This is a genomic window from Paraburkholderia tropica, assembly GCF_014171495.1.
GTDB lineage: Bacteria > Pseudomonadota > Gammaproteobacteria > Burkholderiales > Burkholderiaceae > Paraburkholderia > Paraburkholderia tropica.
In genome coordinates, this window is the sequence record NZ_CP049137.1 from 574,073 (window position 1) to 599,485 (window position 25,413).

Consider the following 25,413-nt stretch of genomic DNA (forward strand, 5'->3'; position numbering starts at 1 on the left):
TGTATGGATGTCGCTGTCGCTGCGTTGCTGATGTTGCTTGCATTGCTTGCGTCGGGCTCAAAGCCGCTCGATGAGCGTCGCGTTCGCCATGCCGCCCGCCTCGCACATCGTCTGCAGACCGTAGCGGCCGCCGCTGCGTTCGAGCGCGTTGAGCATCGTGGTCATGAGGCGCGCGCCCGACGCGCCCAGCGGATGCCCGAGCGCAATCGCGCCGCCGGCCGGATTGAGCCGCGCGGCATCGGCGCCCAGCGCTTTTTGCCACGCGAGCGGCACCGAAGCGAAAGCCTCGTTCACTTCGAAGTGCGCGATATCCTCGATCTTCAGACCGGCCTTGCGCAGCAGATGCTCGGTCGCCGGAATCGGCGCGGTCAGCATCATGAGCGGGTCGTCGCCGCGCACGTCGAACGAGACGATGCGCGCGCGCGGTTTCAGGCCGAGCTGCGCCGCCTTGCGCTCGCTCATGACGAGCAGCGCCGCCGCGCCATCCGAGATCTGCGAGGCATTGCCCGCCGTGACGTTGAAGCGGATGCCAGGAAAACGCGCGGCCAGCGCGGCGTCTTCGAACGACGGCGCGAGGCCCGCGAGACGCTCGACGGTGGTGCCCGCGCGGATGGTTTCGTCGGCGTCGATGCGGCGCGCGCCCTGTTCGTCGCGCACTTCGATCGGCACGATCTCGCGCGCGAAGTGACCGGCGGCGCGCGCGGCGTCGGCGCGGCGATGCGACTCGGCCGAATACGCGTCGAGCGTCTCGCGCGCGAGGTCCCACTTCTGCGCCACCAGATCGGCGCTCACGCCCTGGCCCACGAGCCCCTGCGGATAACGCGCATGAAAGCGCGCGCCGTATTGATCGCGGCCGAGGCGCGAACTGCCCATCGGCACGCGGCTCATCGACTCCACGCCGCCCGCCACCACGATCTCGTTGACGCCCGCCATGATGGCCTGCGCGGCGAAATGCACGGCCTGCTGGCTCGATCCGCACTTGCGCTCGACCGTGGTGGACGGCACGTGTTGCGGATAACCGGCCGCGAGCCACGCCACGCGGCCCGGCGTGGTTGCCTGCTCGCCCACCTGGCTCACGCAGCCGATGATCAGGTCGTCGACGGTGCCGGGGTCGAGGTCATTGCGCTCGACGAGTTGCTGGATCACCTGCGAAAGCAGGTCGGCCGGATGCAGGTCGACGAAGGCGCCGCCCGCCTTGGTCCGGCCCATGGGACTGCGCACCGCGTCGACGATAACCGCGCTCTGGATCATGGTTCGCTCAATCCTGGAGAAGTGTGGATGATGAAAAAATGAATCTCGCGAATCAAAATACACCACACGATCTCACTATTTCAATAGTGGTAAACATTTTTCGATCCTTATGGATCATTTAATTCCATTCGTGCGACGATAGTGACATACCGATAGCGGCCGAGCGAGCCTGAGAGTCCGAATTCCCGAAGTTGCGCGCAGTCAGATGTGTCGATCAGGTAGCCCGGACACGCCGCGGGCGCGGCAAAGCGTCGCAATTTCACGAAAAATGAGCCAGTCGTCTTGAAAAATTGTTCCGCCACGAAGGGGAAAGCTAGAATGCCGGGTTTGCCAAAAGGCGCCCCGTGTTTGTCCGGCGCGCCCATCCCCCCGAAGAAGGAATCCGACATGACCGACCAGGCCACCTCACGCACCGACGACGCCGCTGTTTCGTCCAGCGACTCGAACAACGAGTTGAGCAACGAGACAAACAACGACTCGCAGCTCGTGAGCGCACTCGCGCGCGGCATCCGGATCCTGCAGTGCTATTCGATGGGCGCGTCCGAACTGTCGGCGCGCGAGCTGGTGGAGCGCACCGGCCTGCCCAAGCCCACGGCGCTGCGGCTCATCAATACGCTGTGCGAGTTCGGCATGCTGCGCTACTCGGAGCGCATTTCGAAATACGTGCTCGGCACCGAGATGCTGAGCCTCGCCGCGCCCGCGCTCGGCCGCATGACGATCCGCCAGATCGCGCGGCCGATGATGCAGGAGCTGGCCGATTACTGTCAGGGCCAGGTGACGCTCGCCGTCGGTTACCGCCTGAACCTCGCTTACGCGGAAGTCGCGCAGGGCGCGGGCAGCGCGGTCTATCGCTCGGAGATCGGCACGCGGCTTTCGCTGTCGCGCACGGCCTCGGGCCGCGCGTATCTGTGGACTGTGCCGGGCGCCGAACGCGAACGGTATCTGCAGGAAACGCTCACGCGCGATCCGGCCAAGGGCGAACTGCTCGCGCAGCGCCTCACGCAGGCGCAGCAGGAATTGCGCGAGCAGGGCTGCACGGTGTCGCACGGCGACATGCAGCGCGAGATTCACTCGGTGGCGATTCCGCTGGCGTCGCCCATCGACGACGAGTACTGGGTTTTCAGCTGTTCCATTGCGGTATTCAACATCAGCGGCAACCAGTTGACCGACGACATCGCCCCGCGGCTGATGTCGCTGGTCAGGCGCGTGGAGGCAGCGCTCGGCAGCATGACTGGCGCCGCGCACGATATGGAGACGAGACCGTGGAGCGTGTCCGCGAACTAGCAGCCGCAGCACCCGGCAAGGAAGCCTTGCGCCTTGCCGGCACCAACGAGGTCCTCACTTACGCCATCCTGAACGAACGCGCAGACCGGGTTGCGCACTGGCTGATCCAGCTAGGCCTGCAACCCGGCGACGGCATCGCGCTACTGTTCGAGAACCACCCTGCTCTGGCCATCGCGGCCGTCGGCGCCGAGCGCGCCGGTCTGTATTTCACCCCCATCAGCATCCAGTTGAAAACACGCGAAGTCGCGCACGTCCTCAAGGACTGCGGCGCGCGCGTGCTGATCGTCTCGCAGGCGATGCGCGAACTCGCGCAGACGCTCGCCGACGAAGGCGCGCTGCACGGCGTCGCCTGCTATATGACGGGCGCGCTTCCCCGCCCGGCTTCGCCTCGCTCGACGCCGCGCTCGACGAGACCGACACGCGCAAGCCGCTGCCCGAGTGCGAACAGGGCCGCGATTTTCTCTATTCGTCGGGCACGACGGGACTGCCCAAAGGCATCCTCAAACCGCTCGTGCCGTGGGATCGCCGCGCAATCGACGACACCGAAACGGCCTCATGGCGCAAGAGTTTCGGATTTAATCAGGACTCCGTGTATTTGAGCACGGCGCCGCTCTATCACGCCGCGCCGCTGCGCTATCTCGTGCGCATGCTGCGCACGGGCGGGCGCACCATCGTCATGCAGAAGTTCGATCCCGAGGCCGCGCTGGCCGCCATCGAACGCTATCGCGTCACGCACAGCCAATGGGTGCCGACGATGTTCGTGCGCCTGCTCGCGCTGCCCGAAACGGTACGCCGCCGCTACGACGTGAGCAGCCTGAAAGTGGCGATTCACGCGGCCGCGCCCTGCCCGCCGCTCGTCAAGCAGCAGATGATCGACTGGTTCGGCCCGGTGATCTACGAGTATTACGCGGGTTCGGAAGGCGCCGGGCTCACGGCGATCGACTCGCACGAATGGCTCGCGCATCGCGGCTCGGTGGGACGCGCGAAATTCGGCACACTGCATATCGTCGACGAAGACGACCGCGAGCTGCCCGTGGGCGAGATCGGCCGCGTGTTCTTCGAGGGCGGTCCGCCGTTCGAGTATCACAACGATCCCGCCAAAACCCGCAGCGTGCGCAACCGGCACGGCTGGGCCACCTATGGCGATATCGGCCACGTGGACGCGCAAGGCTATCTCTACCTGAGCGACCGGCGCACGGATCTCATCATCAGCGGCGGCGTGAACGTCTACCCGCAGGAGATCGAGAATGTGTTGAGCGAGCATCCGGCGGTGGCCGACGCGGCCGTGATCGGCGTGCCGCATGCCGAGTTCGGCGAGAGCGTCAAAGCCATCGTGCAGTTGCGCGAGCGCGACGCCGCCAGCCCGCAGCTCGCCGACGAATTGATGGCGTTCTGCCGCGAGCGTCTCTCGCATATCAAGGTGCCGCGTTCCGTCGATTTCGAGGACGCGCTGCCGCGCCACGACAACGGCAAGTTGCTGCGCCGGCTGCTGAAGGAGCGCTACCGGAGCATCGAGAATCCCGGCGCCACGATTTGATTCGGCATCCGAAATAGACTCAGACAATCAAGGAGACAACCCATGCGTAACGTATTCCGCGACGATCACGAATTGTTCCGCGAGCAGGTTCGCCGTTTCGTCGAGCGCGAGATCGTGCCGTTTCATCAGCAGTGGGAAAAGGACGGCATCGTGCCCAAATCAGTGTGGCGTCGCGCGGGCGAAGAAGGCCTGCTCTGCTGCACGATTCCCGAGGAATACGGCGGCGGAGGCGGCGACTTCGGCCACGCGGCGATCCTGATCGAAGAACTCGCGCGCGTGAACGCGAGCGGCATCGGCTTCCCGCTGCATTCGGACATCGTCGCGCCGTATATCCACGCTTACGGCACCGAGGAGCAGAAGCGCGAGTGGCTGCCGAAGCTCGCGAGCGGCGAGCATATCGGCGCAATCGCCATGACCGAGCCGGGCACCGGCAGCGACCTGAAGTCCGTGCGCACGACCGCGCGCCGCGACGGCAACGACTACGTCATCAACGGCCAGAAGACCTTCATCACGAACGGCCAGAACGCGAGTCTCGTGATCGTGGTCTGCAAGACCGCGCCGGACCTCGGCAGCAAGGGCGTCTCGCTGATCGTGGTCGAGGAAGGCACGCCGGGTTTCGAAAAAGGCCGCAAGCTCGAAAAGATCGGCCTGCGCGCGCAGGACACGTCGGAGCTGTTTTTCGAGGACGTGCGCGTCTCCATCACGCAGCGGCTCGGCGAGGAAAACGCGGGCTTTTCGTATCTGATGCGCGAGCTCGCGCAGGAGCGGCTGGTGATTGCCGTGCGCGCGGTGGCGTCCATCGAGGGCATGCTCGCGCGCACGATCGAGTACACGCGCGGGCGCAAGGTGTTCGGTCAGGCGATCTTCGATTTCCAGAACGCGCGCTTCAAGCTCGCGCACGCGCGCGCGAAAGCGGAAATGGTGCGCATCTACGTGGACGACTGCATCGCGCGGCATCTGCGTCGCGAACTGTCGCCCGTCGATGCGGCCATGGCCAAGCTCAACGCCACCGAATTGCAAAACCAGTTGCTCGACGAATTCCTGCAACTGCACGGCGGCTACGGCTATATGTCGGAGTACGTGATCGGCGGCGCGTGGGTCGATGCGCGCGTGATGCGCATCTACGGCGGCACCGACGAGATCATGAAAGAAATCATCGCGCGTACGCTCTGATGCCCACATTCATTTCACGCGGAGACCGCGCATGATCCAGCCGCTGCAAGGCGTGCATATCGTCGAGTTCGCGGGGCTCGGGCCCGCGCCGTTCTGCGGCATGCTGCTGGCCCAGATGGGCGCACACGTCACGCGCATCGGCCGTGCGGGCGAGGCGCTGCCCGACGGCCCGCTCGCGCGCGGGCGCGAGCACGTCGCGCTCGATCTCAAGTGCGCCGAGGACGTGGCGCATGCGCTCGATCGGATCGCGCAGGCCGACGCGCTGATCGAAGGCTTCCGGCCGGGCGTGATGGAGCGGCTCGGGCTCGGTCCTGATGCGTGCCGGCTGCGCAATCCGTCGCTCGTCTACGGACGCATGACGGGCTGGGGCCAGCGCGGACCGCTCGCGCACACGGCGGGCCACGACATCAACTACATCGCGATTTCGGGTGCGCTGCACGCGGTCGGCGAGGCGGGCGGCGCGCCGGTCGTGCCGCTCAATCTGGTCGGCGACTTCGGCGGCGGCGGCATGGTGCTGGCGTTCGGCGTGGTCGCGGCGATCCTGCGCGCGCGGGCGAGCGGCAAGGGCTGCGTGGTCGATGCGGCGATGACCGACGGCGCGGCCATGCTGATGAGCATGATGTACGGCTTTCACGCGGCGGGGCAGTGGCGCGACGCGCGCGGCGAGAATCTGCTCGACGGCGGCGCGCCGTTCTACCGGACCTATCGCTGCCGCGACGGCGGATGGCTTGCGGTGGGCTGCATCGAGCCGCCGTTTTATGCCGCGTTTCTGAAGGGAATCGGCGCGCAGGATCTGCTCGAACTGCCGCAGCGCGACCGGACGCATTGGCCCGCGATCGCCGCGCGCATCGAGCAGATCATCGCCACGCGCGAGCGCGACGCGTGGGTCGCGCTATTCGAGGGCAGCGATGCGTGCGTGTCGCCGGTGCTGGGCTTGAGCGAGGCGCCGCATCATCCGCATAACGCGGCGCGCGGCGCGTTCACGCAAACCGACGGCGCGTGGATGCCGGCCTGCGCGCCGCGCTTTGCGGCGTTCGATTAACTGCGTTCAGCCCGCCGCCGCATAACGGCTGCGCGGCTGCACCAGCTTGATCTGCCCGCTCTCCACCAGTTGCGCGAGCGGCGCGGGGCGGCCCAGCAGGAAGCCTTGCATCTCGTCGCAGCCCTCGCCCGCCAGCAGATCGAACTGATCCTGCGTTTCGATGCCTTCCGCCAGCACCGGAATGCCGAGGCTCTTGCCGAGCGCGAGCACCGCGCGGATGATCGCCGTCGCCTGACGGCTCGATTCGGCTTCGCTGATAAACGACTGGTCGAGCTTGATCTTGTCGAACGGGAACGTGCGCAGCGTATCGAGCGACGAATAGCCGGTGCCGAAGTCGTCGAGCGCGAGGCTCACGCCGAGCGCCTTGATACGTTGCAACACGTCGAGCGAGCGCTCGCGATCGGCGAAGATCGTCGATTCGGTCAGTTCCAGTTCGAGCCGGTCGGGCGCGAGACCGGTCTCCGCCAGCACTTCGCTGACGAGCGCCGGCAGGTCGGCGTGCGCGAACTGCACGGGCGACAGATTCACGGCCACCTTGTACGGCGGCTGCCACGTGACCGCGCGCGTGCAGGCCTCGCGCAGCACCCAGGCGCCGATGCTCAGGATCAGGCCGTTTTCCTCCGCGAGCGGAATGAACACGCCCGGCGAAATGAAGCCCTGGCGCGGATGCTCCCAGCGCAACAGCGCTTCGTAGCCGCAAATCGCGCCGCTCACCGCCGTCTGCACCTGATAGTGCACGCTCAACTGGCCGCGCGCGATCGCGTCGCGCAGATCGGCGGCGAGCGTGCGGCGCGCGCGCGCCGTTTCGTCCATCTTCGGCTCGTAAAAGCACACCGTGCGCGTGAGCGCCGCCTTCGCGCGGTACATCGCGAGGTCGGCGTTGTTGATCAGCACGGCCTTGCTGCTGGCGTCGTCGGGATAGATCGCCACGCCGAGACTCGCGCCCGACACCACTTCCCAGTCGTCGTAGCGGATTGGGCGGAACAAGGCGTCTTCGAGACGGCCGAGAAAGTCGTCGAGCGCGTCGCGATGGGAGTAACGATGCAGCGCCACGAACTCGTCGCCGCCCACGCGCGCGACGAATTCGCCCTCGCGCACGAGGCTCGTGAAGCGGCGCGCGAGAATGCGCAGCACTTCGTCGCCCGCGTGATGGCCGCGCAGGTCGTTGATCTCCTTGAAGCGATTCAGGTCGATGCCGACCAGCGCGAGCTTGCCGTGCTCGGCGGCGGCGCGCGCGATTTCCACGTCGAGCCGGTCGTTGAAGCTCGCCCGGTTCGGCAGGCCGGTGAGCATGTCGCTCAGCGCCATCGTGCGCAGATGCTCGACCGATTCGGCGCGCACGGTGTCGTCGAGCAGATAGCTCACGAGACCCGCGCCCGCGATGATGAACGCCATGCCCGCCACCGAGAGCGCCAGCGCCTGCAAGGCAGCCGGGTTCGAAAATTCGCCCGCGATCCGCAGCGGCGTGACCGTGAAGGCGCACATGCCCGTGAAATGCAGCGTGGCGATGGCGAGCACGAGCAGCAGCGTGACGCTGGCCACCGAACCCGTGTCTTTCGCGGCGGGTCTCGCGCTCTTGTCCATGCCCTTGTCCGCGCCGATATCCGCCCGCACGTTCACGCCGCGCGCCGCGCGGTCGAGCGCGAGCGCGCCGAACACGACCGACAGCACGATCGACGCGACCAGATAGGTGTGATTCCACGACACGACGCCCTGCACGCGGTACGCCATCATGCCCGTGTAGTGCATCAGCGAAATGGCGAGCCCGACCAGCGCCCCGCCGATGGCCGGCGCCGCGCGCGTGAAGCCGCTGCCCGCCACGGCGAAGGCCGCGAAGCTGCCGCCCAGCGCGATCAGCAGAGAAACGATGGTGAGCACGGGGTCGAAGCTGACGGGCACGCCCGGCTCGAAGCCGAGCATCGCCACGAAATGCGTGCACCAGATGGCGACGGCCGCCGTCACGGACGCAAGAAACTGCCAGCCCGCGCGCTGCAGGCCGCGCGTCGCGAACACGCGCCGCACGAGCCTCGCAGTGACCCACGAGCCACCGCCGCAGATCAGCACCGCCACGATCACGAGCCACAGATTGTGCTTGTAGACGATGCAGCCCAGCACATTCATCACAGGTCGGCCTCCTTTGAGCCTGAATTTTTGCGCGTCATGCGTTTGCATGAAGCGGCAGGACAATAGCATGGCTTCAGGCCATGCGCGGCGGTCTCTCATGGACCGGGCGGACGGCGCCTTCCAGCCTGGGCGCCGGGCCGCCTAGCCGCGCAAACGAACGAGGACTATCGGAGCGGGCGGATCGGACCTTCGAAAAACAGAGGAGCGCGAAACGACGCGCGCGCCCGCGCGCAAGTCTACGGCACAATCGCGTGAAAACTTTATAAAACCCCTTTTCCGACAAGCATTTGCAAACGTTTGCCGAAGTGAAGCCCGAAGCGACGCTGACAAATGACTGACGCGCATCGGCAATGCCTGGGGCGTTCGATGCGTTGCTGAGTTCAGCCCCTCGTTCAGGACGGGGCGACGCCGATGCGAGCCGCCTCGATCCGTGCACGCAAACGCGGCGTTGCGAAGTCGAGAAACGCACGCAGTTTGAGCGGCAGCGGCGTCTGTCCGCCGTGCACGAGGCTCACCGGCCAGGGCGCGGGCTCGTATGCTTCGAGCAGCAAGTCGAGCCGCCCCTCGCGCACCGCCTGCGCCACCTGATAAGACAGCACGCGCGTGACGCCCACGTTCATCAGCGCGGCGTCGATGGCGGCTTCGGCCGTATTCACCGCCAGACGCGAGGCGACCGGCTGCACGAGCGCGGTTTTCGCTGCATCCCTGGACAAATCCTTACCGCTGCGAAAGATCCACGTGCGCCCTTCCACGCCCTCGAAAGTCACGCACTGATGCGCACTCAGATCACGCGGATGCCGCGGCACGCCATGCCGCGCCAGATACGCCGGACTCGCGCACACCACGCGGCGGATCGCGCCCACGCCCACGGCGACGAGCGCGCTGTCGGGCATCGCGCCGATGCGCACGGCCGCGTCCACGCGCTCCTCCATCAGATTGACCACGCGGTCCGCCAGCGCCAGCCGCACGTCGATCTCCGGATACTGCGCCAGGAATTCGCTGACGACCGGCAGCACATGAAGCCGCCCGAACACCACGGGCGCGCTCAGCGCGAGTTCGCCTCTAGGCGACGCGTACTCGCCAGTCGCGGCGCGCTCGGCCTCGCCGACGTCTTCGAGAATGCGCCGGCACGCGGCCACATAGGACGCGCCCGCCTCGGTCAGCGCGAGCTGGCGCGTGGTGCGCGTGAGCAGGCGCGTGCGCAGATGCGCTTCCAGTTCGTTGACCTTGCGGCTGACGGTGGCGAGCGGCATGCCGAGCCGGCGCGCCGCCGCCGAAAGACTGCCCGCCTCGACCACGGCGACGAGCACGGACATGGCGTCGAGTCGATCCATCGACATCTCGCATTTCGGAAGGATGAGCGCCGATGATGCCGGATTCTCCCTCCGCACGGAAGCACGCTACGCGCGCGGCGAAGCTGGAGAAATCACCAATAGTACGGTCGTTCTATTTTAGGTAATCTAGACGCCTTCCCAACCGAGAGCCCGCCCGCCATGTCGCTGATCTTCTCCCGCCGTGACCTGAACTTCCTGCTCTACGAATGGCTCGACGTCGAGCGGCTCACGCGCATCGCGCGCTATGCGGATCACTCGCGCGAGACCTTCGACGCCGCGCTCGACACCTGCGAGAAGATCGCCACCGACCTGTTCGCGCCGCACAACAAGAAGAACGATCAACACGAACCGCATTTCGACGGCGAGACCGTCACCCTCATCCCCGAAGTGAAGACGGCGCTCAAGGCGTTCTGCGACGCGGGCCTGATGGCGGCGGGCCAGGATTACGCGTACGGCGGCATGCAGTTGCCGCTGGTGGTCGAGAAAGCGGGCTTCGCCTGGTTCAAGGCGGCCAACGTCGGTTCGAGCGCGTATCCGTTCCTCACCATCGGCAACGCGAATCTGCTGCTCGCGCACGGCAGCGAGAAGCAGATCGACACTTTCGTGAAGCCCGAACTCGAAGGCCGCTATTTCGGCACGATGTGTCTTTCGGAGCCGCAGGCCGGATCGTCGCTGTCCGACGTGGCCACGCGCGCCGACTTCGAGGGCGACTCGGCGCTCGGCGCGCAGTATCGGCTGCGTGGCAACAAGATGTGGATTTCGGGCGGCGAGCACGAACTCACGGAAAACATCGTCCACCTCGTGCTGGCGAAGATTCCGGGCCCGGACGGCAAGCTGATTCCCGGCGTGAAGGGCATCTCGCTCTTTATCGTGCCGAAATATCTCGTCAACGAAGACGGCTCGCGCGGCGAACACAACGACGTCGTGCTCGCGGGCCTCAATCACAAGATGGGCTATCGCGGCACCACGAACTGCCTGCTCAATTTCGGCGAAGGCACGAAGTACGCGCCGGGCGGCCGCGCGGGTGCGATCGGCTATCTCGTGGGCGAGCCGCACAAAGGCCTCGCCTATATGTTCCATATGATGAACGAGGCGCGCATCGGCGTGGGTCTCGGCGCGACCATGCTCGGCTACACCGGCTATCTGCACGCGCTCGATTACGCGCGCAATCGTCCGCAGGGGCGCGGCATCGCCGCGGCGGGCAAGGACCCGGCGTCGCCGCAGGTGAAGCTCGTCGAGCACGCCGACGTGCGCCGCATGCTGCTCGCGCAAAAGAGCTACGTGGAAGGCGCGCTCGCACTGAATCTGTGGTGCGCGAAGCTCGTCGACGAAGCGGGCGGCGCCGCCGACGACGCCGCCCGCGAGCCGCTCACGCTGCTGCTCGATCTGCTCACGCCGATTGCGAAAAGCTGGCCGTCGCAATGGTGTCTCGCCGCCAACGATCTCGCGATCCAGGTGCACGGCGGCTACGGTTACACGCGCGAGTACAACGTCGAGCAGTTCTATCGCGACAACCGGCTCAATCCGATTCACGAAGGCACGCACGGCATTCAGGGCCTCGATCTGCTGGGCCGCAAGGTGGTGATCAAGGACGGCGCGGCGCTCAGGCTGTTCGCGCAGCGCGTGCAGGCCACGCTCGACCGCGCGCATTCGAGCGGCGACGCGCAGGACGCCACGCATGCGCGTGCGCTCGACGCGGCCATGAAGCGCCTCTTCACGGTGACGCAGCAGTTGTGGGCCGCGGGCGATGCGAATGTGACGCTCGCGAACGCTTCGGTGTATCTCGAAGCGTTCGGGCATTTGGTGGTGGCGTGGGTGTGGCTCGAACAGGCGCTCGCGGCGCGCACGGCGCTTAAACAGGCACAAGGCGATGACGCCGATTTTTATCGCGGCAAGCTCGCAGCGGCGCAGTACTTCTTCGCGTGGGAGTTGCCGAAAACCGGCGCGCAGTTCGATCTGCTTGCTTCGCTTGATCGGACTACTTTGGATATGCAGGACGCGTGGTTTTGAAATGCCGGTTCGATTGACTGACTCGCGGCGCGCGAAGTCGTTCGGATGGTCGTACCGGCCAGGCCGGACGCGCCATTGAGCGGCGCGCTGAAAGAATCGAGCTTGTGGTGATCTGGCTGCAAACAAGGGACTGTCGCGCGGAGGTTTGCGAAACAGGCATCCGGCATTCGCCATGGACGTAACCGACTTAACCCTGCACGCCCGCACAGAGCGGGCTTGCCAGCCTTTTTTGAGCCCACGCAATGCGGTTTTTTGCCCGTGTGGGCGACGCACCACGTTTTGATTTATCGCGCATGAAACCGTTAAGACGTTTCCTAAAAGCGGCATGCGTTAACGATCATTGACACATATTTTCCGGGCATACCCCAAGAATCGAAAGCTGAATTCTTACGGGTTTGCTTCGATGAATCGCTGTTACAGGCTGGTCTATAGCCGCTCGCGCAACATGCTCGTCGCCGTTGAGGAAACTGCGACGGCAGCAGGAAAATCGGGGGAGACCCGCGCAACAAGGCTGTCCGGCGTGGGTCGCTCGCTGCGGCGCCTGCTCCCTGCTGCACTGCTGGCGCTCGCGCCCATGCTGTCGTTCGCGCAGATCGTCGCAGGCGGCGCACACGCGCCTTCGGTCATCCAGACGCCGAACGGTATTGAACAGGTCAATATCAACCGTCCGTCCGGCGCTGGCGTCTCGGTCAACACGTATAACCGGTTCGACGTGCAGCAGCGCGGCGCGATCCTGAACAACTCGCCGACGATGGTGCAGTCGCAACTCGGCGGCATGATTAACGGCAACCCGAACTTCGCGCCGGGACAGGCCGCGAAGGTCATCGTCAATCAGGTCAACAGCGCGAGCGCGTCGCAGTTCAACGGCGCGCTTGAAGTCGCGGGTCAGCGCGCGAATGTGATTCTGGCGAATCCGTCCGGGATTTCGGTGAACGGCGGGACGTTCATCAACACGAGTCGCGCGACGCTGACCACCGGCACGCCGAACTATGCGGCAGACGGTTCCGTGTCGGGCTTCAATGTCACGGGCGGCAACATCACGGTCAGCGGCGCGGGCCTGAACGCGTCGGGCGTGGATCAGGTCGATCTGCTGTCGCGCGCCGTGCAGGCGAATGCGGCGGTCTACGCCAAAAATCTCAACGTCGTGACCGGCGCAAATCACATCGATTACAACACGCTCGACACGGCCGCGATTGCGGGCGACGGCCCAGCGCCAGGCGTCTCGATTGACGTGAGCAATCTCGGCGGCATGTACGCAAACCGCATTGTGCTCGTTGGCACGGAGGCAGGCGTCGGCATTTCGCTCAAGGGCATCACGGCTGCACAATCCGGCGACCTCGTGCTGACCTCGGCGGGCAAGCTCGTGCTCGCTGGACAAACGAATGCAAGCGGCAACGTCGTCGCGAGCGCGCAGGACATCGACAGCAGCGGCACGACCTACGCGCAACAGAACGCCAACCTCTCCGCGTCTGGCGCGCTGACCAACAGCGGCATGATTGCCGCGCAGCAGAACACGAGCGTGAACGCCGGTTCGGTGAATTCGACCGGCACGCTCGCGGCAGGCGTGAACGGCGACGGCTCGCTTGCGCAAACCGGCGACCTGAACGTAAGCGCATCCGGCGCGATCACGGCGACCGGCCGCAATGTCGCGGGCGGCAACGCGAGCGTAAGCGGCTCGGCGGTCGATCTCGCGGGCGCGACGAATTCCGCGAACGGCTCGCTCATACTCGCGGCAAACAGCGGCGACCTGAACCTGTCCGGCGCAAGCACGACCGCGGGCGGCACGCTCGACGCACGCGCCGCAGGCACGCTCACGAACGACAACGGCGCGATGTCGTCGGGCAGCGCGCAAACCCTCACGGCCGGCGCGCTCTCGAACCGCGCCGGCCAGATCGTTTCAGGCAGCACGCTGACCGAAAACGTCGCGGGCGCGACGAACAACCAGGGCGGCACGATGCAGGCCGCGGGCGCGCTTGCCGCGTCGAGCGCATCGCTCGACAACTCGGGCGGCCACGTTGCGTCGCTGAACGCAGACGGCGTTTCCCTTACGACGACCGGCCTGCTGAACAACGGCGCGGGCGGCACAATCGGCGGCAATGGCGCGGTCAACGTGCAGGCCGGACAGATCGCTAACGCCGGGTCTGTCACGGCGGTCCAGAGCCTGATTGCGCGCGCCGTGCAGACCCTGTTCAACAGCGGCACGTTCGCGACCAACGCGGACATGACGCTGTCGGCCGGGTCGACGCTCACGAACGCGGGCCAGTTCGGCGCGGCCCGCTTGCTCACGTTGTCGGCTGCTACGTTCGACAACAGCGGCGGCGCATCGAGCGCCAGCCAGTTCACGCTGCACGCCGCCAACCTCGTGAATCGCGGCGGCACCCTCACGCAGACCGGAACCGGCGCGATGACGCTCGACGTGACCGGCACGCTCGACAATTCGAACGGCACGCTGCAAACCAACAGCACGGACCTGACGATTGCACCGGCTGCGCTCGATAACGACGGCGGCACGATCACGCACGCCGGGACCGGCAAACTGTCGGTCAATGCGGACAACGGCGCGGGCGCAATCTCCAACGTCGGCGGAAAGATCGCCACAAACGGCCAGGGCGTGATCCAGGGCGGCGCGCTGGATAACGCGTCCGGATCGATCATCGGGCAGAACGGCCTGACGGCAACGGTCGGCGGCGCGCTGAACAACACGAACGGCAAACTGCTGTCGAACACGGACACGAGCCTCACGAGCGGCGCGCTCAATAACAACGGCGGCCAGATCGGTGCAGGTACGAGCGCGAGCATCAACACGGGTTCGCTGACCAACAGCGGCGGCTCGATGGTCGCGCCGAATCTCACGCTGACGACCACGGCGACGCTCGACAACAGCAGCGGCGATATCGAAGCGAACCAGCTCGCGCTGAAAGCGGCCGACCTGCTGAATCGCGGCGGCACCATCACGCAATATGGCGCGTCGGCGACAGGCTTCGATGTCAGCGGCACGTTCGACAACTCGAACGGCGGCACGCTGCAAACGAACAGCACGGATTTCACGCTCGCACCCGGCGCATTGAACAACGATGGCGGCTCGATCATCGACGCCGGCACGGGCACGCTGACCATCAAACCCGGCAACGGTTCGGGCAGCTTCTCGAACGTCGGCGGGAAGATCATTTCGGCGGGCCAGATCGACGCCCAGGCTGCGAGCCTGAACAACGCGAACGGCGTGCTCGCTGCGCAAGGCCGGATTGCGGCGAACATCGCGGGCGATCTGAACAACTCGCAGGGCTCGGTTCGCTCGCTCTCGTCGCTGACGCTCGCGAGCGGCGGCACGCTGACGAACACCAACGGACAGATCCAGTCGGGCACAGGCGCGGCTGGCGACACCGGCACGTTCCGCATTCAGGCCGCAGCGCTCGACAACACCAACGGCCTCGTCAGCAATCTCGGCACGGGCGACATGAACGTGCAAGGCGGCAGCCAGACCGTGAACAGCGGCGGCGTGATCACCGGCAACGGTAACGTGGCCGTGAATACGTCGGCGCTCCTCAATACGCAGAACGGTCAGGTCAGCGGCGCGGGCGTCACGGTGCATGGCGATACCGTCGACAACAGCGGCGGCAAGATTGGGAGTTTCGCAGGTTCGAATGGCGATGTCGCGATTACGACGACAGGCGCGGTCACGAACGCAAACGGCCAGATTGGCGCGACGCATGATCTCGCCATCAACGCAGCCGCGCTCACGGGCGGCGGCAGCTACAGCGCGGCCAACGATGTCGCGATTAGCGTTCAGGGCGACTTTGCAACGACGCCGGATGTCCAGTTCAATGCCGGTCACGACCTGACCTTTACCCTGCCGGGCACATTCAGCAACAACGCGCTCGTCGAAGCGGCGAACAACCTGAACGTCAACGCGGTCGACGTGCAGAACCGCGGCGTCATGATGGCGGGCGGCACGCTCGCGACGCATTCAAACACGCTGGAAAACACGGGCACGATGGTCGGCGGCAGCGTTTCGCTCAACGCGACGCAATCGCTGACCAACACGGGGCCGACTGCGCTGATTGGCGCAACCGACAGCGACGGCACGCTCGAACTGCTGTCGAACGACATCGAAAACCGCGACGACACCACTGCGACCGATACGCAGGCGACGACGGCGATTTATGGGCTCGGCAAGGTGGTGCTCGCGGGCGGCAAGGACGCCAACGGCAACTATACGAACGCGGCCCTGATACGCAACCAGTCAGCGCTGATCGAATCGGCCGGCGACATGGAACTGCACGCGGGTCAGGTGACGAACACGCGCACGACGATGACGACCACCGGCCTGAACCAGCCGGTCGACCCGGCGCTGCTCGACAGCCTCGGCATCAGCCTGTCGGGCTGCACGTCTACCGTTGCCGCGGCCTGCTCGGCCGGTCACCCGTTCGTCGGCTGGACGAGCGGCGACGCGAGCCTCATCGGCGGTATGCCGGTCGATCCGCCGCACGGCGGCCAGTGGAACAGTGGCTGGCAGTACACGACGTACACGGGCGTGGCGGTCGCAAACCTGATTGCGGGCATCAGCCCTCAAGGCCAGATCATTGCCGGGGGCAATCTCGATGCCGCGTCGGTTGGCCTCTTCGAGAACCACTGGAGCGCGGTCGCGGCAGTCGGCAACATCGCGGCGCCGCAATCGCTCGACCAGAACAGCTGGCAGGGTCAGACGGCACCGGGCATGCAGGTCACGTACTCGGGCTACTTCCATTACACGAACTATGACCACAGCATCAGCGACTGGACGCTGCCGTTCGGCGATGCGCCGTTCAGCGGCTCGCGTCCGGGCGGCTATACGCAGGCCGCGCCCGCTGATATCCGCAATTACGCGCTGCCGTCGTATGAGTCGAGTTTCGTCGCGGGCGGCACGCTTTCGGGCAACGGCATCAGCATCGACAACACGGCAGGTAATGCGGGCGTGCCTTCGCTGAATCTCGCGCCGGGTCAGATGACTTCGGGCGTCAGCGTCAACGGCATCAGCGGTAACGCGAGCGGCGGAGAGTCTGGCGCGGCATCGGTGAATGGCGGCTCGGGCATGGTCAATCCGGCCATTGCCAGCGCCACCGCGCAGAACGTCCTGCAAAACCTGTCGATTCCCCAGGGCGGACTGTTCAGCCCCGCGAGCGCACCGGGCGCAACGTACCTCATCGAAACCAATCCGGCGTTCACGAACCAGAAGACGTTCATTTCGAGCGACTACTACCTGCAACAGCTTGGCCTGAATCCGCAGACGACGATCAAGCGTCTTGGCGATGGCTTCTACGAACAGCAACTCGTTCGCAACCAGATTACGTCACTGACCGGCAAGGCGGTACTCGGCCCGTACACCGACCTTCAGGGCATGTACGAGTCGCTGCTTGCAGCGGGCGCGTCGCTGTCGAAGCCGCTCGGCATGAGTCTGACGCCTGAACAGGTGGCGGCGCTGACCAGCAACGTCATCATCATGCAGACCGAGACCGTCAACGGTCAGCAGGTTCTGGTGCCCGTCGTCTATCTCGCGAAGGCCAGCCAGCAGAATGTGAACGGACCGCTGATCGCGGCAACCGACATCGACATCCAGAACGCGCAGACCTTCACGAACAGCGGCACCGTGCAGGCTGGAAACACGATGTCGATTCAGGGCGAGCAGATCGACAACGCGTTTGGCACGCTGCAAAGCGGCGGCCTGATGTCGCTGACGACCAAGGGGAATGTCGACCTGACTTCGGCGACCGTGAATGCGGGCAGTCTCGCGCTGAATGCGGGCGGCGACCTGCTGCTGAACACGGCGGTCAAGACGGTCGATCAGGTGAGCGCCACCGGCGCGACGCGCACCACGACGACGCTCGGGCCGATTGCGAACCTGAACGTGGCAGGCAATGCGGTCATCGTCACGGGCGGCAACGTCGAGCAGAACGCGGGCAACCTGAACGTCGGCGGCAACCTCGGCATGGCCGTGGGCGGCAACTACGACATCGGCTCGGTACAGACCGGCGAACACAAGATCGTCGAGCGCGCGAACGGCGTGTCGAATACCGATGTCAACCGGACGACGGGCAGTTCCATCAAGGTCGGCGGCGTTTCGCAGATTGGCGTGGGCGGCGACCTGACGGCGACCGGCGCAGACATCAACCTTGCGGGCGGCGGCGTCGTTGCAGCAAACGGCAACGTAACCTTGCAGGCCGCAAAAGCCACGTCGACCACGGACAGCAACAGTTCGGGCAGCGACAGCCACGGCAGCTATTCGGAATCGCTGCACCGTTTGGACGACGCGCTTGCAGCAACTACGCTCAACGCGGGCAATTCGCTGACCGTGGCATCGGGCAAAGACATCAACGTCACGGGCAGCGCAATCAGTCTCGACAAGGGAACCGCGATGCTTGCCGCAGCAGGCGACGTCAACATCGGCGCGGCGACGGAAACGCACGTCGAGAATTCACAGGAGCAGCACAAACACAGCAACGTCGTCAGCGGCAAGGAAGTCGCGAGTTCGAGCAATACCACGGCCACGCTCTCACAGGGCAGCATGGTTTCGGCCGACGCCGTTTCCATCGCGAGCGGCAACGATATCAACGTAAAAGGCAGCACGATTGTCGGTACGAACGATGTCGCGCTGAGTGCAGCGCACGACGTGAACATCACGACGACGCAGGACAGCACGCAATCGTCCAGCAGCTATCAGGAAAAGCGCACGGGCCTGGGCACAAGCGGCCTGACCGTGACGGTCGGCACCAACAAACTCGCGACCACGAATGAAGCAACCAGCGTCACAAACAACGCAAGCACGGTTGGATCGCTAAACGGCGACCTGTCGATCCAGGCAGGCAACACCCTGCACGTCACTGGCAGCGACCTTGTCGCGGGCGGCAATCTCACAGGCACGGCGACGAACGTCATCATCGACGCGGCAACCGATACGTCGCATCAGGCGCAAACGCAGAAGACGAGCAGCAGCGGCCTCACGATTGGCCTTGCGGGCTCGCTGGGCGATGCGATCAACAACGCGTATTCGGAAAGTCAGGCGGCGAAGCATTCGACCAGCACCGGCAACGACCGTGCGGCAGCGCTGCACAGCATCGCGGCGGCTGGCGATGTCGGTCTCGCGGCGCTCACCCCCGCGGCCATGACCAGGGACGGCAAGCCGGATATCGGCATCAAGGTCAGCGTCGGATCGAGCAAGAGCGAAAGCCAGTCGTCGGAAGACCAGACGATGCAACGTGGTTCGAACGTCGTCGCAGGCGGAACGGCGGCATTCGTCGCGACGGGCGGCGACCTGACCATCGCCGGGTCGAACGTGAGCGCGAACGATGTCGTTCTTGGGGCGAAAAATCAGGTCAATGTCATCAACACGACCGACACCGATTCGACGCGCAGTTCGAACAGTTCGAGCAGTGCAAGTATCGGCGTGCAGTACACCGCAGGCGGCGGTTTCGGTGTCTCGGCGGCGATGTCGAACGCGCACGGCGACGCGAACAGCGACGCGTCAATCCAGAACGCGTCGCATGTGAACGGCGCGAACAGTGTGACGGTCGTTTCAGGCGGCGACACGAACATCATCGGCTCGCAGATCAACGGCAGGCAGATCGCGGCGGACGTGGGCGGCAATCTGAACATCGTCAGCGTGCAGGACGTGACGAACAGCGCGGCGCACCAGAGCAGCACAGGCGGCGGCTTCACCATCAGCCAGGGCGGCGGCAGCGCGAGTTTCAGCGCGCAGAACGGTCACGCGGATGGTAGCTATGCGGGCGTCAATGAACAGGCCGGCATCAATGCGGGCGATGGCGGATTTAACGTCAACGTCAAGGGCAATACGGGCCTGACTGGTGGCGTGATTTCGAGCACGGCGGACGAGTCGAAGAACAGCCTGACGACCGGCACGCTGACATTCTCCGACATCGACAATCACTCGCACTACTCGGCGAACAGCAACGGAATCAGCGCGGGCGTGGGCGTCGGCCCGAACACAGGCAAAGCAGTTGGCCCCGGCTCCGTGGCCGGTTCGGGCGGCGTGACGCCGATGGTCTCGCAGAACGAAAGCGGCAACCAGAGTTCGACCACCCGCAGCGCAATCAGCGCGGGCACGATCAACGTCACCAACGGCGCAGGCCAGACGCAGGACATTGCGAGCCTGTCGCGCGACACGACGAACACGAACGGCACGATTGCCAAAACGCCGGACGTGAACGACATCCTGAACCAGCAGGCCGACACGATGGCGGCGGCACAGGCGGCGGGTCAGGTGGTGGCGCAAGGTGTCGGTACGTACGCGGACCAGAAGCGTGATGATGCGGCGGCGGCGTACAACGACGCATATAAGCGCGGCGACAGCGAAGGCATGGCTGCTGCTGCGGCCGACTACAACAACTGGAAGGAAGGCGGCGATTCGCGCGCTGAACTGCACGCTGCGGGCGGCGCGCTGATTGGCGGACTCGGCGGCGGCGGCGCGTTCAGCACGATTGGCGGCGCAGCGGGCGCGGGCCTGGCGTCGAAGATGGCCGGGACGCTGAACGACATATCGAAGGGTGTAGCGTCCGCGACAGGCTCGGACCTGATCGGCAACCTTGCGGCCAACATTGCCGCGGGCGTGGGCGGCGCTGCGGTCGGCGGTACGGCGGGCGCGGCGATGGGTTCGAATGTCCACCTGTATAACCAGACAGTCGACGATGAACGTGCGTTGACGGGCGAGCCGGGGACGAAGTCGCTAACACTTGCCGACTATTTTTTGGCAGGCGTCAAGACGGCCCTCGATTTGCTCCCCTTCGGATTTGGTGGCGGTCGGCCACCAGCCGCGGGGCCAGGCGCCGTGCTGGTGAATGGCGCTGGCCACGCGCTTGCAGCTGGTATAAGTTCCGGTTCCATTGCTGCGGGGTATGGGCCGGGGAATGCGACGCTCAATAGCGGAGATAACGAGCAGTCGTTCGGCGGAAAGAGTATTAATGAGCTGTCGGACGCAGGGAAAGTCCCGGACCCATCGGATAAATCCGGAGAGTTATCTGGTGCAGGTAGAGCATTGCAGAAGCATGGTGGGCGAGACGGTAGTGCATTCCCTTCTGCCAAGGGAAATCCCACGGCCATCAACGAGCAAGGACAGAAAATTATCGACGATATTCTGAATGATCCAGGCAGTACTGTGATTCATCGAAATACGGGCCGCTTCGGTGATGTGATCGACGTGACCGCACCTGATGGGCGTGGCCTTCGTTATAGTGCAGATGGGAAATTCATCACTTTCTTGGAGCCAAAAGCAAAATGAGAAAACTGGGCGCAATGGTGACAAGTCCACCTGATCGCGAAAATGTGGTCTTCGAAATATTTTACGAGGATCGGCAGGTTGCCGAAATATCGAGGGAGCCGGGTCGAGACTATGAGATCGAGATATATCCAGCGGCTAACAATGGCGCATGGCATTTCGACCTAAACGAATTCAAAGCGATGCTGGAAGACGGAATCAATGAGTTAGCTAGTAATCCGCGGTGACTTAAACAACAAACCCAGTCATTGAGCTGGATTTGTTGTTTGTAGCAGTCGTTCAAGCGGGCGTAATGACGAGCCTGCCATCTTCGACCTGCACGCACACGCGGCTATTGGGCGTGGTATCGGTGAGCGACGACGTGGCGACACGAACATCATCGGCTCGCAGATCAACGGCAAGCAGGCCGACACGATGGCGGCGGCACAGGCTGCGGGTCAGGTGGTGGCGCAAGGTGTCGGTGCGTACGCGGACCAGAAGCGTGATGATGCGGCGGCGGCGTACAACGACGCATATAAGCGCGGCGACAGCGAAGGCATGGCTGCTGCTGCGGCCGACTACAACAACTGGAAGGAAGGCGGCGATTCGCGCGCTGAACTGCACGCTGCGGGCGGCGCGCTGATTGGCGGACTCGGCGGCGGCGGCGCGTTCAGCACGATTGGCGGCGCGGCGGGCGCGGGCCTGGCGTCGAAGATGGCCGGGACGCTGAACGACATATCGAAAGGTATAGCGTCAGCGACGGGCTCGGACCTGATCGGCAACCTTGCGGCCAACATTGCCGCAGGCGTGGGTGGCGCTGCGCTCGGCGGTACGGCGGGCGCGGCGATGGGTTCGAATGTCCACCTGTATAACCAGACAGTCGACGATGAGCGTGCGTTGACGGGCGACCTTGGTAAGAAGTCGCCGACCCTGTTCTCGCTGGCAATGCAAGGGATTGTGAACGGCTTGAAGGCAATCCTTGGTACGGGTGGCGGCGGTCCTCCTGCTGCTAGTCCGGGCGTGGTGCTAGTGAATGGCGCGGGGCAGGCGCTTGCGGGTAGTATAAGTTCCAGTTTGACTGTCGCGGGGTACGTCCCGACTAATGCGACGTTCAGTAGCGGGAGTGGTGATGGCCAGTCCTCAGCGAACAACGGCAACACTAACGACCTTGAAAGCGCAGCAAACCAACCATTCAAGGATGGGCAGGCGATAACCAGCGCTGGTCGCGCCGTGACGAAACATCCCGAATACTTTGGTTTCGACTCTACTCAAGATTTGAGGCAGGTCTATCGAAGCGATGCGCAATTGAACGAAGTGGCGGCGAATGCTGTGCGCGATATTCTGCAAAATGGCACAAAGACCACAGGTGCTGGAGGCAGGTATCCGGATGGTTGGGTTACGTATACGCTTCCTGATGGTCGAGCAGCTTCAGGTGAGTTCATCGGATTTAGAGGGTTGCAGAAATGAGTTACGGTTTAGTCTTCGAGAAGGTCGGTGACATTAACAGTTTGTATCCTTACATCTGCGTCTATATGGATGGTGAAGAAAATCCGTTTATGGAAATAGGTGTTACCGAGAAAAAGCAGCTTGCTTTTACATTTTATGTAAATGGCAAGAGTGTTGCGCTATCCGTTGATCAATGGGATGAGATTGTGAGGCGTGGCCGAGAATTTTTGCCTAAGGCGATAGCTGACGAAGAAGCGTCTATGTAGCCACAAACAACAAACCCGATCGCGGCCGGGCTTGTTGTTTAGGGGCGTTGCTCCGTTTAGGGGCGTTGCTCCGTTGCGTGTGCTGCGTCGGTGCAGCATGGCTTCAGCTTCAGGCTCGGTCATATAGCTGCTGGCGATCCTGAAGTCATAGTCCGTGGTCGTGGTGATGTGGCCGTGCCGGTAGTTGATGCTGAACAGAACTTGGCTGCCCGGCAGAAAGCCCACGTGTTCGAGCATGGCATCGGTGACCCTCATCCAGGGAAAAGCTGTACGTCTGTCGTGTTCGTGCGCCGGGTCAGCTTCAAGCTCGACGGAAATGCATCGGCTCGCAGATCAACGGCAGGCAGATCGCGGCGGACGTGGGCGGCAACCTGAACATCGTCAGTGTGCAGGACGTGACGAACAGCGCCGCGCACCAAAGTAGCGCGGGCGGCGGATTCACCATCAGCCAGGGCGGCGGCAGCGCAAGTTTTAGCGCGCAGAATGGTCACGCGGATTCGAACTATGCGGGCGTGAACGAACAGGCCGGCATCAATGCAGGCGACGGTGGATTTAACGTCAATGTCAAGGGCAATACGGGTTTGACCGGGGGCGTGATATCGAGCACGGCCGACGAGTCGAAGAACAGCCTGACGACCGGTACGCTCACGTTCAGCGATATCCAGAACCAGTCACATTACAGCGCGAACAGCAACGGAATCAGCGCGGGCGTGGGCGTCGGACCGAGCACAGGCAAGGCGGTCGGCCCTGGCTCTGTGCCGGGTTCGGGAAGCGTGTCGCCGATGATCTCGCAGAACGAGAACGGCGATTCGAGCGCGACCACGCGCAGCGCGATCAGCGCGGGCACGATCAACGTGACCACCGGTGCAGGCCAGAAGCAGGACATCGCGAGCCTTTCGCGCGATACGACGAACACCAACGGCACGGTCTCGAAAACGCCGGATGTGAACAACATCCTCAATCAGCAGGCCGATACGATGGCGGCGGCACAGGCTGCGGGTCAAGCTGTGTCGCAGGGCATCGGCGCGTATGCGGACATGAAGCGCGACGACGCGGCGGCAGCCTTCAAGGCCGCTTCTGACCGCGGCGACAGCGCGGGCATGGCTGCGGCTGCTGCGGACTACAACAACTGGAAGGAAGGCGGCGATTCGCGCGCTGAACTGCACGTTGCAGGCGGCGCGCTGATTGGCGGGCTCGGCGGCGGCAGCGCATTTAGCACACTTGGCGGCGCGGCTGGCGCGGGCATGGCGTCGAAGATGGCTGGGACGCTGGACGACATATCAAAGGGTGTAGCGTCAGCGACGGGTTCCGACCTGATCGGAAATCTTGCCGCCAACATTGCCGCGGGTATCGGCGGCGCTGTGGTCGGCGGTACGGCGGGTGCGGCGATGGGCTCGAATGTCCACCTGTACAACCAGTCTGTCGATGACGAACGCGCGCTGACGGGCGACCCTGGGAAAAAGACAACGTCTTTGTTCTCGCTCGCAATGCAAGGCATTGCGAACGGCTTGAATGCAATCGTTGGCATGGGCGGCGGCGGGCCGCCCGCCGCGAGTACCGGCGCGGTACTGGTGAACAGCGCGGGTCAGGCACTGGCCGCCGGCACGGCTTCTAGCGGTAGCACGATTGCTGGCTATGACAATGGCTACGCCACGTTAAGCAAGTCTCCAAATTCAGAAATGCGCGACAAGGCAAACGCGAGCGGAACCTACGTCAATCCGCTTACTGGCGAGGTCACGCCCGCGCAAGGTCAATTGGCAGCAGACCATATCGTTCCGCAGAACTGGATCAAACAGCAACCGGGCTTCGATCAACTTACACCGCAGCAGCAAAGCGCGTTGTTGAACGATCCTGCCAATACACAAGGCTTGCCCGCGACCTACAATTCGTCGAAAGGCGCGAAAATGCCTGGGGATTGGACAACCTATAAGGGTCAACCTCTTGATCCGGGGTATGTTGAGACAAGCGCAGCACAGGCAGCGACGTTACGCGATTACCTCACGGGCCAGATTAAAACGATGCTTGGGAAATAAGATCATGACTGAATTGAAAACGAATTTTCAGGGAAGCTCGGCACACCCCAACATCGTCGTGTCGTTGCCGTCCGGTCTATCGTTCGCGGCGAATCCGATACTTTCCTACTTCGAAGACGAGGTACGTAAAGGCAAGGCTTTTCGCGCTGGCGAAACAGTTCAAATGGGTTGGTTGATGCTCATGCTTAAAGCGAACGATGCAGGCGAACTTGAAGTTTGGGAGCCGCGGTTTGGCGCGATACCGATCGCTTGGGAGCGCGGCGCAAGCAGGACGTATAGGCAATTGATCGTTCAGAAAAGCGTAGCCGAACTGCTGGGCGTTGAACCCTCGTTCCCTTCGCTCGTCCAGTCGGCAGTCGTTTCTCCAAAGTTCAAAACATCGCGGGAATTACTGATGTCGCGAGTGCCGTCAACCGGAACCGACTCGGGTTGGCTAATCGCCGCTGACTCAAACGAGTCAGACGGAGGCCGCTTGGCTTCGTTGTTCGAAATTGCCAGCGAACGCCCCGAAGTGATTCCGTACTTGGCGTTACCGCCATCAGCATCGGTGGTGCTTAAGGACGGTCACATAGCAATCAAGCATGGCAGCGAGCAAGTTAGTTCGGATACAAGTGAACTGCTGAGACGACTGCCGGCAAGCGACCTCATCGCCGCAACCTGAACAACCTAAAT

General features: G+C 64.0%; 15 protein-coding genes and 1 pseudogene. 11 read left to right on the plus strand and 5 right to left on the minus strand.

The window, feature by feature from the left end:
* Window positions 1-57: 57 nt before the first annotated feature.
* Both G5S35_RS33100 and G5S35_RS33105 read right to left on the minus strand, forming a co-directional pair.
* Window positions 58-1,248, minus strand: a complete 1,191-nt coding sequence (locus tag G5S35_RS33100; RefSeq protein ID WP_183040664.1) for a thiolase family protein — start codon at window positions 1,246-1,248, stop codon at window positions 58-60.
* A gap of 110 nt (window positions 1,249-1,358) precedes the next feature.
* Window positions 1,359-1,640, minus strand: coding sequence for a hypothetical protein (locus G5S35_RS33105; protein ID WP_183040566.1), 282 nt, complete (start codon window positions 1,638-1,640; stop codon window positions 1,359-1,361).
* Here G5S35_RS33105 and G5S35_RS33110 point away from each other — a divergent pair.
* The 5 genes from G5S35_RS33110 to G5S35_RS33125 are packed head-to-tail and all read left to right on the plus strand — an operon-like array spanning window position 1,639 to window position 6,287.
* Window positions 1,639-2,535 (plus strand): IclR family transcriptional regulator, encoded by an 897-nt coding sequence (locus G5S35_RS33110; protein WP_183040567.1) that lies wholly within the window; start codon window positions 1,639-1,641, stop codon window positions 2,533-2,535. The genes G5S35_RS33105 and G5S35_RS33110 overlap by 2 nt on opposite strands.
* Window positions 2,514-3,134, plus strand: a complete 621-nt coding sequence (locus G5S35_RS40105) for an AMP-binding protein (protein ID WP_272904525.1) — start codon at window positions 2,514-2,516, stop codon at window positions 3,132-3,134. The genes G5S35_RS33110 and G5S35_RS40105 overlap by 22 nt, the downstream gene beginning before the upstream one ends.
* Complete coding sequence (locus G5S35_RS40110; protein WP_338048747.1) at window positions 3,032-4,072, plus strand: AMP-binding protein; 1,041 nt, start codon at window positions 3,032-3,034, stop codon at window positions 4,070-4,072. Before G5S35_RS40105 ends, G5S35_RS40110 begins: the two co-directional genes overlap by 103 nt.
* 42 nt (window positions 4,073-4,114) lie before the next feature.
* Complete coding sequence (locus G5S35_RS33120) at window positions 4,115-5,245, plus strand: acyl-CoA dehydrogenase family protein (RefSeq protein WP_176081656.1); 1,131 nt, start codon at window positions 4,115-4,117, stop codon at window positions 5,243-5,245.
* 31 nt (window positions 5,246-5,276) lie between these two features.
* Window positions 5,277-6,287, plus strand: a complete 1,011-nt coding sequence (locus tag G5S35_RS33125; protein ID WP_183040568.1) for a CaiB/BaiF CoA transferase family protein — start codon at window positions 5,277-5,279, stop codon at window positions 6,285-6,287.
* 6 nt (window positions 6,288-6,293) lie between these two features.
* Here G5S35_RS33125 and G5S35_RS33130 read toward each other — a convergent pair whose 3' ends face one another.
* A complete protein-coding gene (locus G5S35_RS33130; RefSeq protein WP_237181973.1) occupies window positions 6,294-8,408 on the minus strand; it encodes a putative bifunctional diguanylate cyclase/phosphodiesterase in 2,115 nt (704 codons plus the stop codon).
* Window positions 8,409-8,803: 395 nt separating this feature from the next.
* Window positions 8,804-9,745, minus strand: a complete 942-nt coding sequence (locus tag G5S35_RS33135) for a LysR family transcriptional regulator (RefSeq protein ID WP_074986638.1) — start codon at window positions 9,743-9,745, stop codon at window positions 8,804-8,806.
* Window positions 9,746-9,904: 159 nt separating this feature from the next.
* Between G5S35_RS33135 and G5S35_RS33140 the strand changes: the two genes are divergently transcribed.
* The 4 genes from G5S35_RS33140 to G5S35_RS33155 all read left to right on the plus strand — a co-directional run bounded on the left by G5S35_RS33140 (window position 9,905) and on the right by G5S35_RS33155 (window position 22,463).
* Window positions 9,905-11,755, plus strand: coding sequence for an acyl-CoA dehydrogenase (locus G5S35_RS33140; protein WP_183040569.1), 1,851 nt, complete (start codon window positions 9,905-9,907; stop codon window positions 11,753-11,755).
* Window positions 11,756-12,158: 403 nt separating this feature from the next.
* A complete protein-coding gene (locus tag G5S35_RS33145) occupies window positions 12,159-21,020 on the plus strand; it encodes a two-partner secretion domain-containing protein (RefSeq protein WP_183040570.1) in 8,862 nt (2,953 codons plus the stop codon).
* Complete coding sequence (locus G5S35_RS33150) at window positions 21,017-21,244, plus strand: hypothetical protein (RefSeq protein WP_176082134.1); 228 nt, start codon at window positions 21,017-21,019, stop codon at window positions 21,242-21,244. Before G5S35_RS33145 ends, G5S35_RS33150 begins: the two co-directional genes overlap by 4 nt.
* Window positions 21,245-21,431: 187 nt before the next feature.
* Window positions 21,432-22,463: a hypothetical protein gene (locus tag G5S35_RS33155; protein WP_183040571.1), complete on the plus strand. Its 1,032-nt coding sequence runs from the start codon at window positions 21,432-21,434 to the stop codon at window positions 22,461-22,463.
* 158 nt (window positions 22,464-22,621) lie between these two features.
* Here the strand turns inward: G5S35_RS33155 and G5S35_RS33160 are convergent, their stop codons facing one another.
* Window positions 22,622-22,963: a hypothetical protein gene (locus G5S35_RS33160; RefSeq protein ID WP_183040572.1), complete on the minus strand. Its 342-nt coding sequence runs from the start codon at window positions 22,961-22,963 to the stop codon at window positions 22,622-22,624.
* A 65-nt stretch (window positions 22,964-23,028) separates the two neighbouring features.
* Between G5S35_RS33160 and G5S35_RS33165 the strand changes: the two are divergent.
* Window positions 23,029-24,333 (plus strand): annotated as a pseudogene (locus G5S35_RS33165) (hemagglutinin repeat-containing protein); the annotation flags it as partial.
* Window positions 24,334-24,745: 412 nt separating this feature from the next.
* Window positions 24,746-25,402, plus strand: coding sequence for an immunity protein Imm33 domain-containing protein (locus G5S35_RS33170; protein ID WP_176082117.1), 657 nt, complete (start codon window positions 24,746-24,748; stop codon window positions 25,400-25,402).
* Window positions 25,403-25,413: the final 11 nt, after the last annotated feature.

What these genes read in the sequence shown, in the direction of transcription:
- G5S35_RS33110 (WP_183040567.1), top strand. Translation starts at nt 1,639, where the DNA reads ATGACCGACCAGGCCACCTCACGCACCGACGACGCCGCTGTTTCGTCC.
- G5S35_RS33105 (WP_183040566.1), bottom strand. Translation starts at nt 1,640, where the DNA reads ATGTCGGATTCCTTCTTCGGGGGGATGGGCGCGCCGGACAAACACGGG.
- G5S35_RS33120 (WP_176081656.1), top strand. Translation starts at nt 4,115, where the DNA reads ATGCGTAACGTATTCCGCGACGATCACGAATTGTTCCGCGAGCAGGTT.
- G5S35_RS33125 (WP_183040568.1), top strand. Translation starts at nt 5,277, where the DNA reads ATGATCCAGCCGCTGCAAGGCGTGCATATCGTCGAGTTCGCGGGGCTC.
- G5S35_RS33130 (WP_237181973.1), bottom strand. Translation starts at nt 8,408, where the DNA reads ATGAATGTGCTGGGCTGCATCGTCTACAAGCACAATCTGTGGCTCGTG.
- G5S35_RS33135 (WP_074986638.1), bottom strand. Translation starts at nt 9,745, where the DNA reads ATGGATCGACTCGACGCCATGTCCGTGCTCGTCGCCGTGGTCGAGGCG.
- G5S35_RS33140 (WP_183040569.1), top strand. Translation starts at nt 9,905, where the DNA reads ATGTCGCTGATCTTCTCCCGCCGTGACCTGAACTTCCTGCTCTACGAA.
- G5S35_RS33145 (WP_183040570.1), top strand. Translation starts at nt 12,159, where the DNA reads ATGAATCGCTGTTACAGGCTGGTCTATAGCCGCTCGCGCAACATGCTC.
- G5S35_RS33150 (WP_176082134.1), top strand. Translation starts at nt 21,017, where the DNA reads ATGAGAAAACTGGGCGCAATGGTGACAAGTCCACCTGATCGCGAAAAT.
- G5S35_RS33155 (WP_183040571.1), top strand. Translation starts at nt 21,432, where the DNA reads ATGGCGGCGGCACAGGCTGCGGGTCAGGTGGTGGCGCAAGGTGTCGGT.
- G5S35_RS33160 (WP_183040572.1), bottom strand. Translation starts at nt 22,963, where the DNA reads ATGAGGGTCACCGATGCCATGCTCGAACACGTGGGCTTTCTGCCGGGC.
- G5S35_RS33170 (WP_176082117.1), top strand. Translation starts at nt 24,746, where the DNA reads ATGACTGAATTGAAAACGAATTTTCAGGGAAGCTCGGCACACCCCAAC.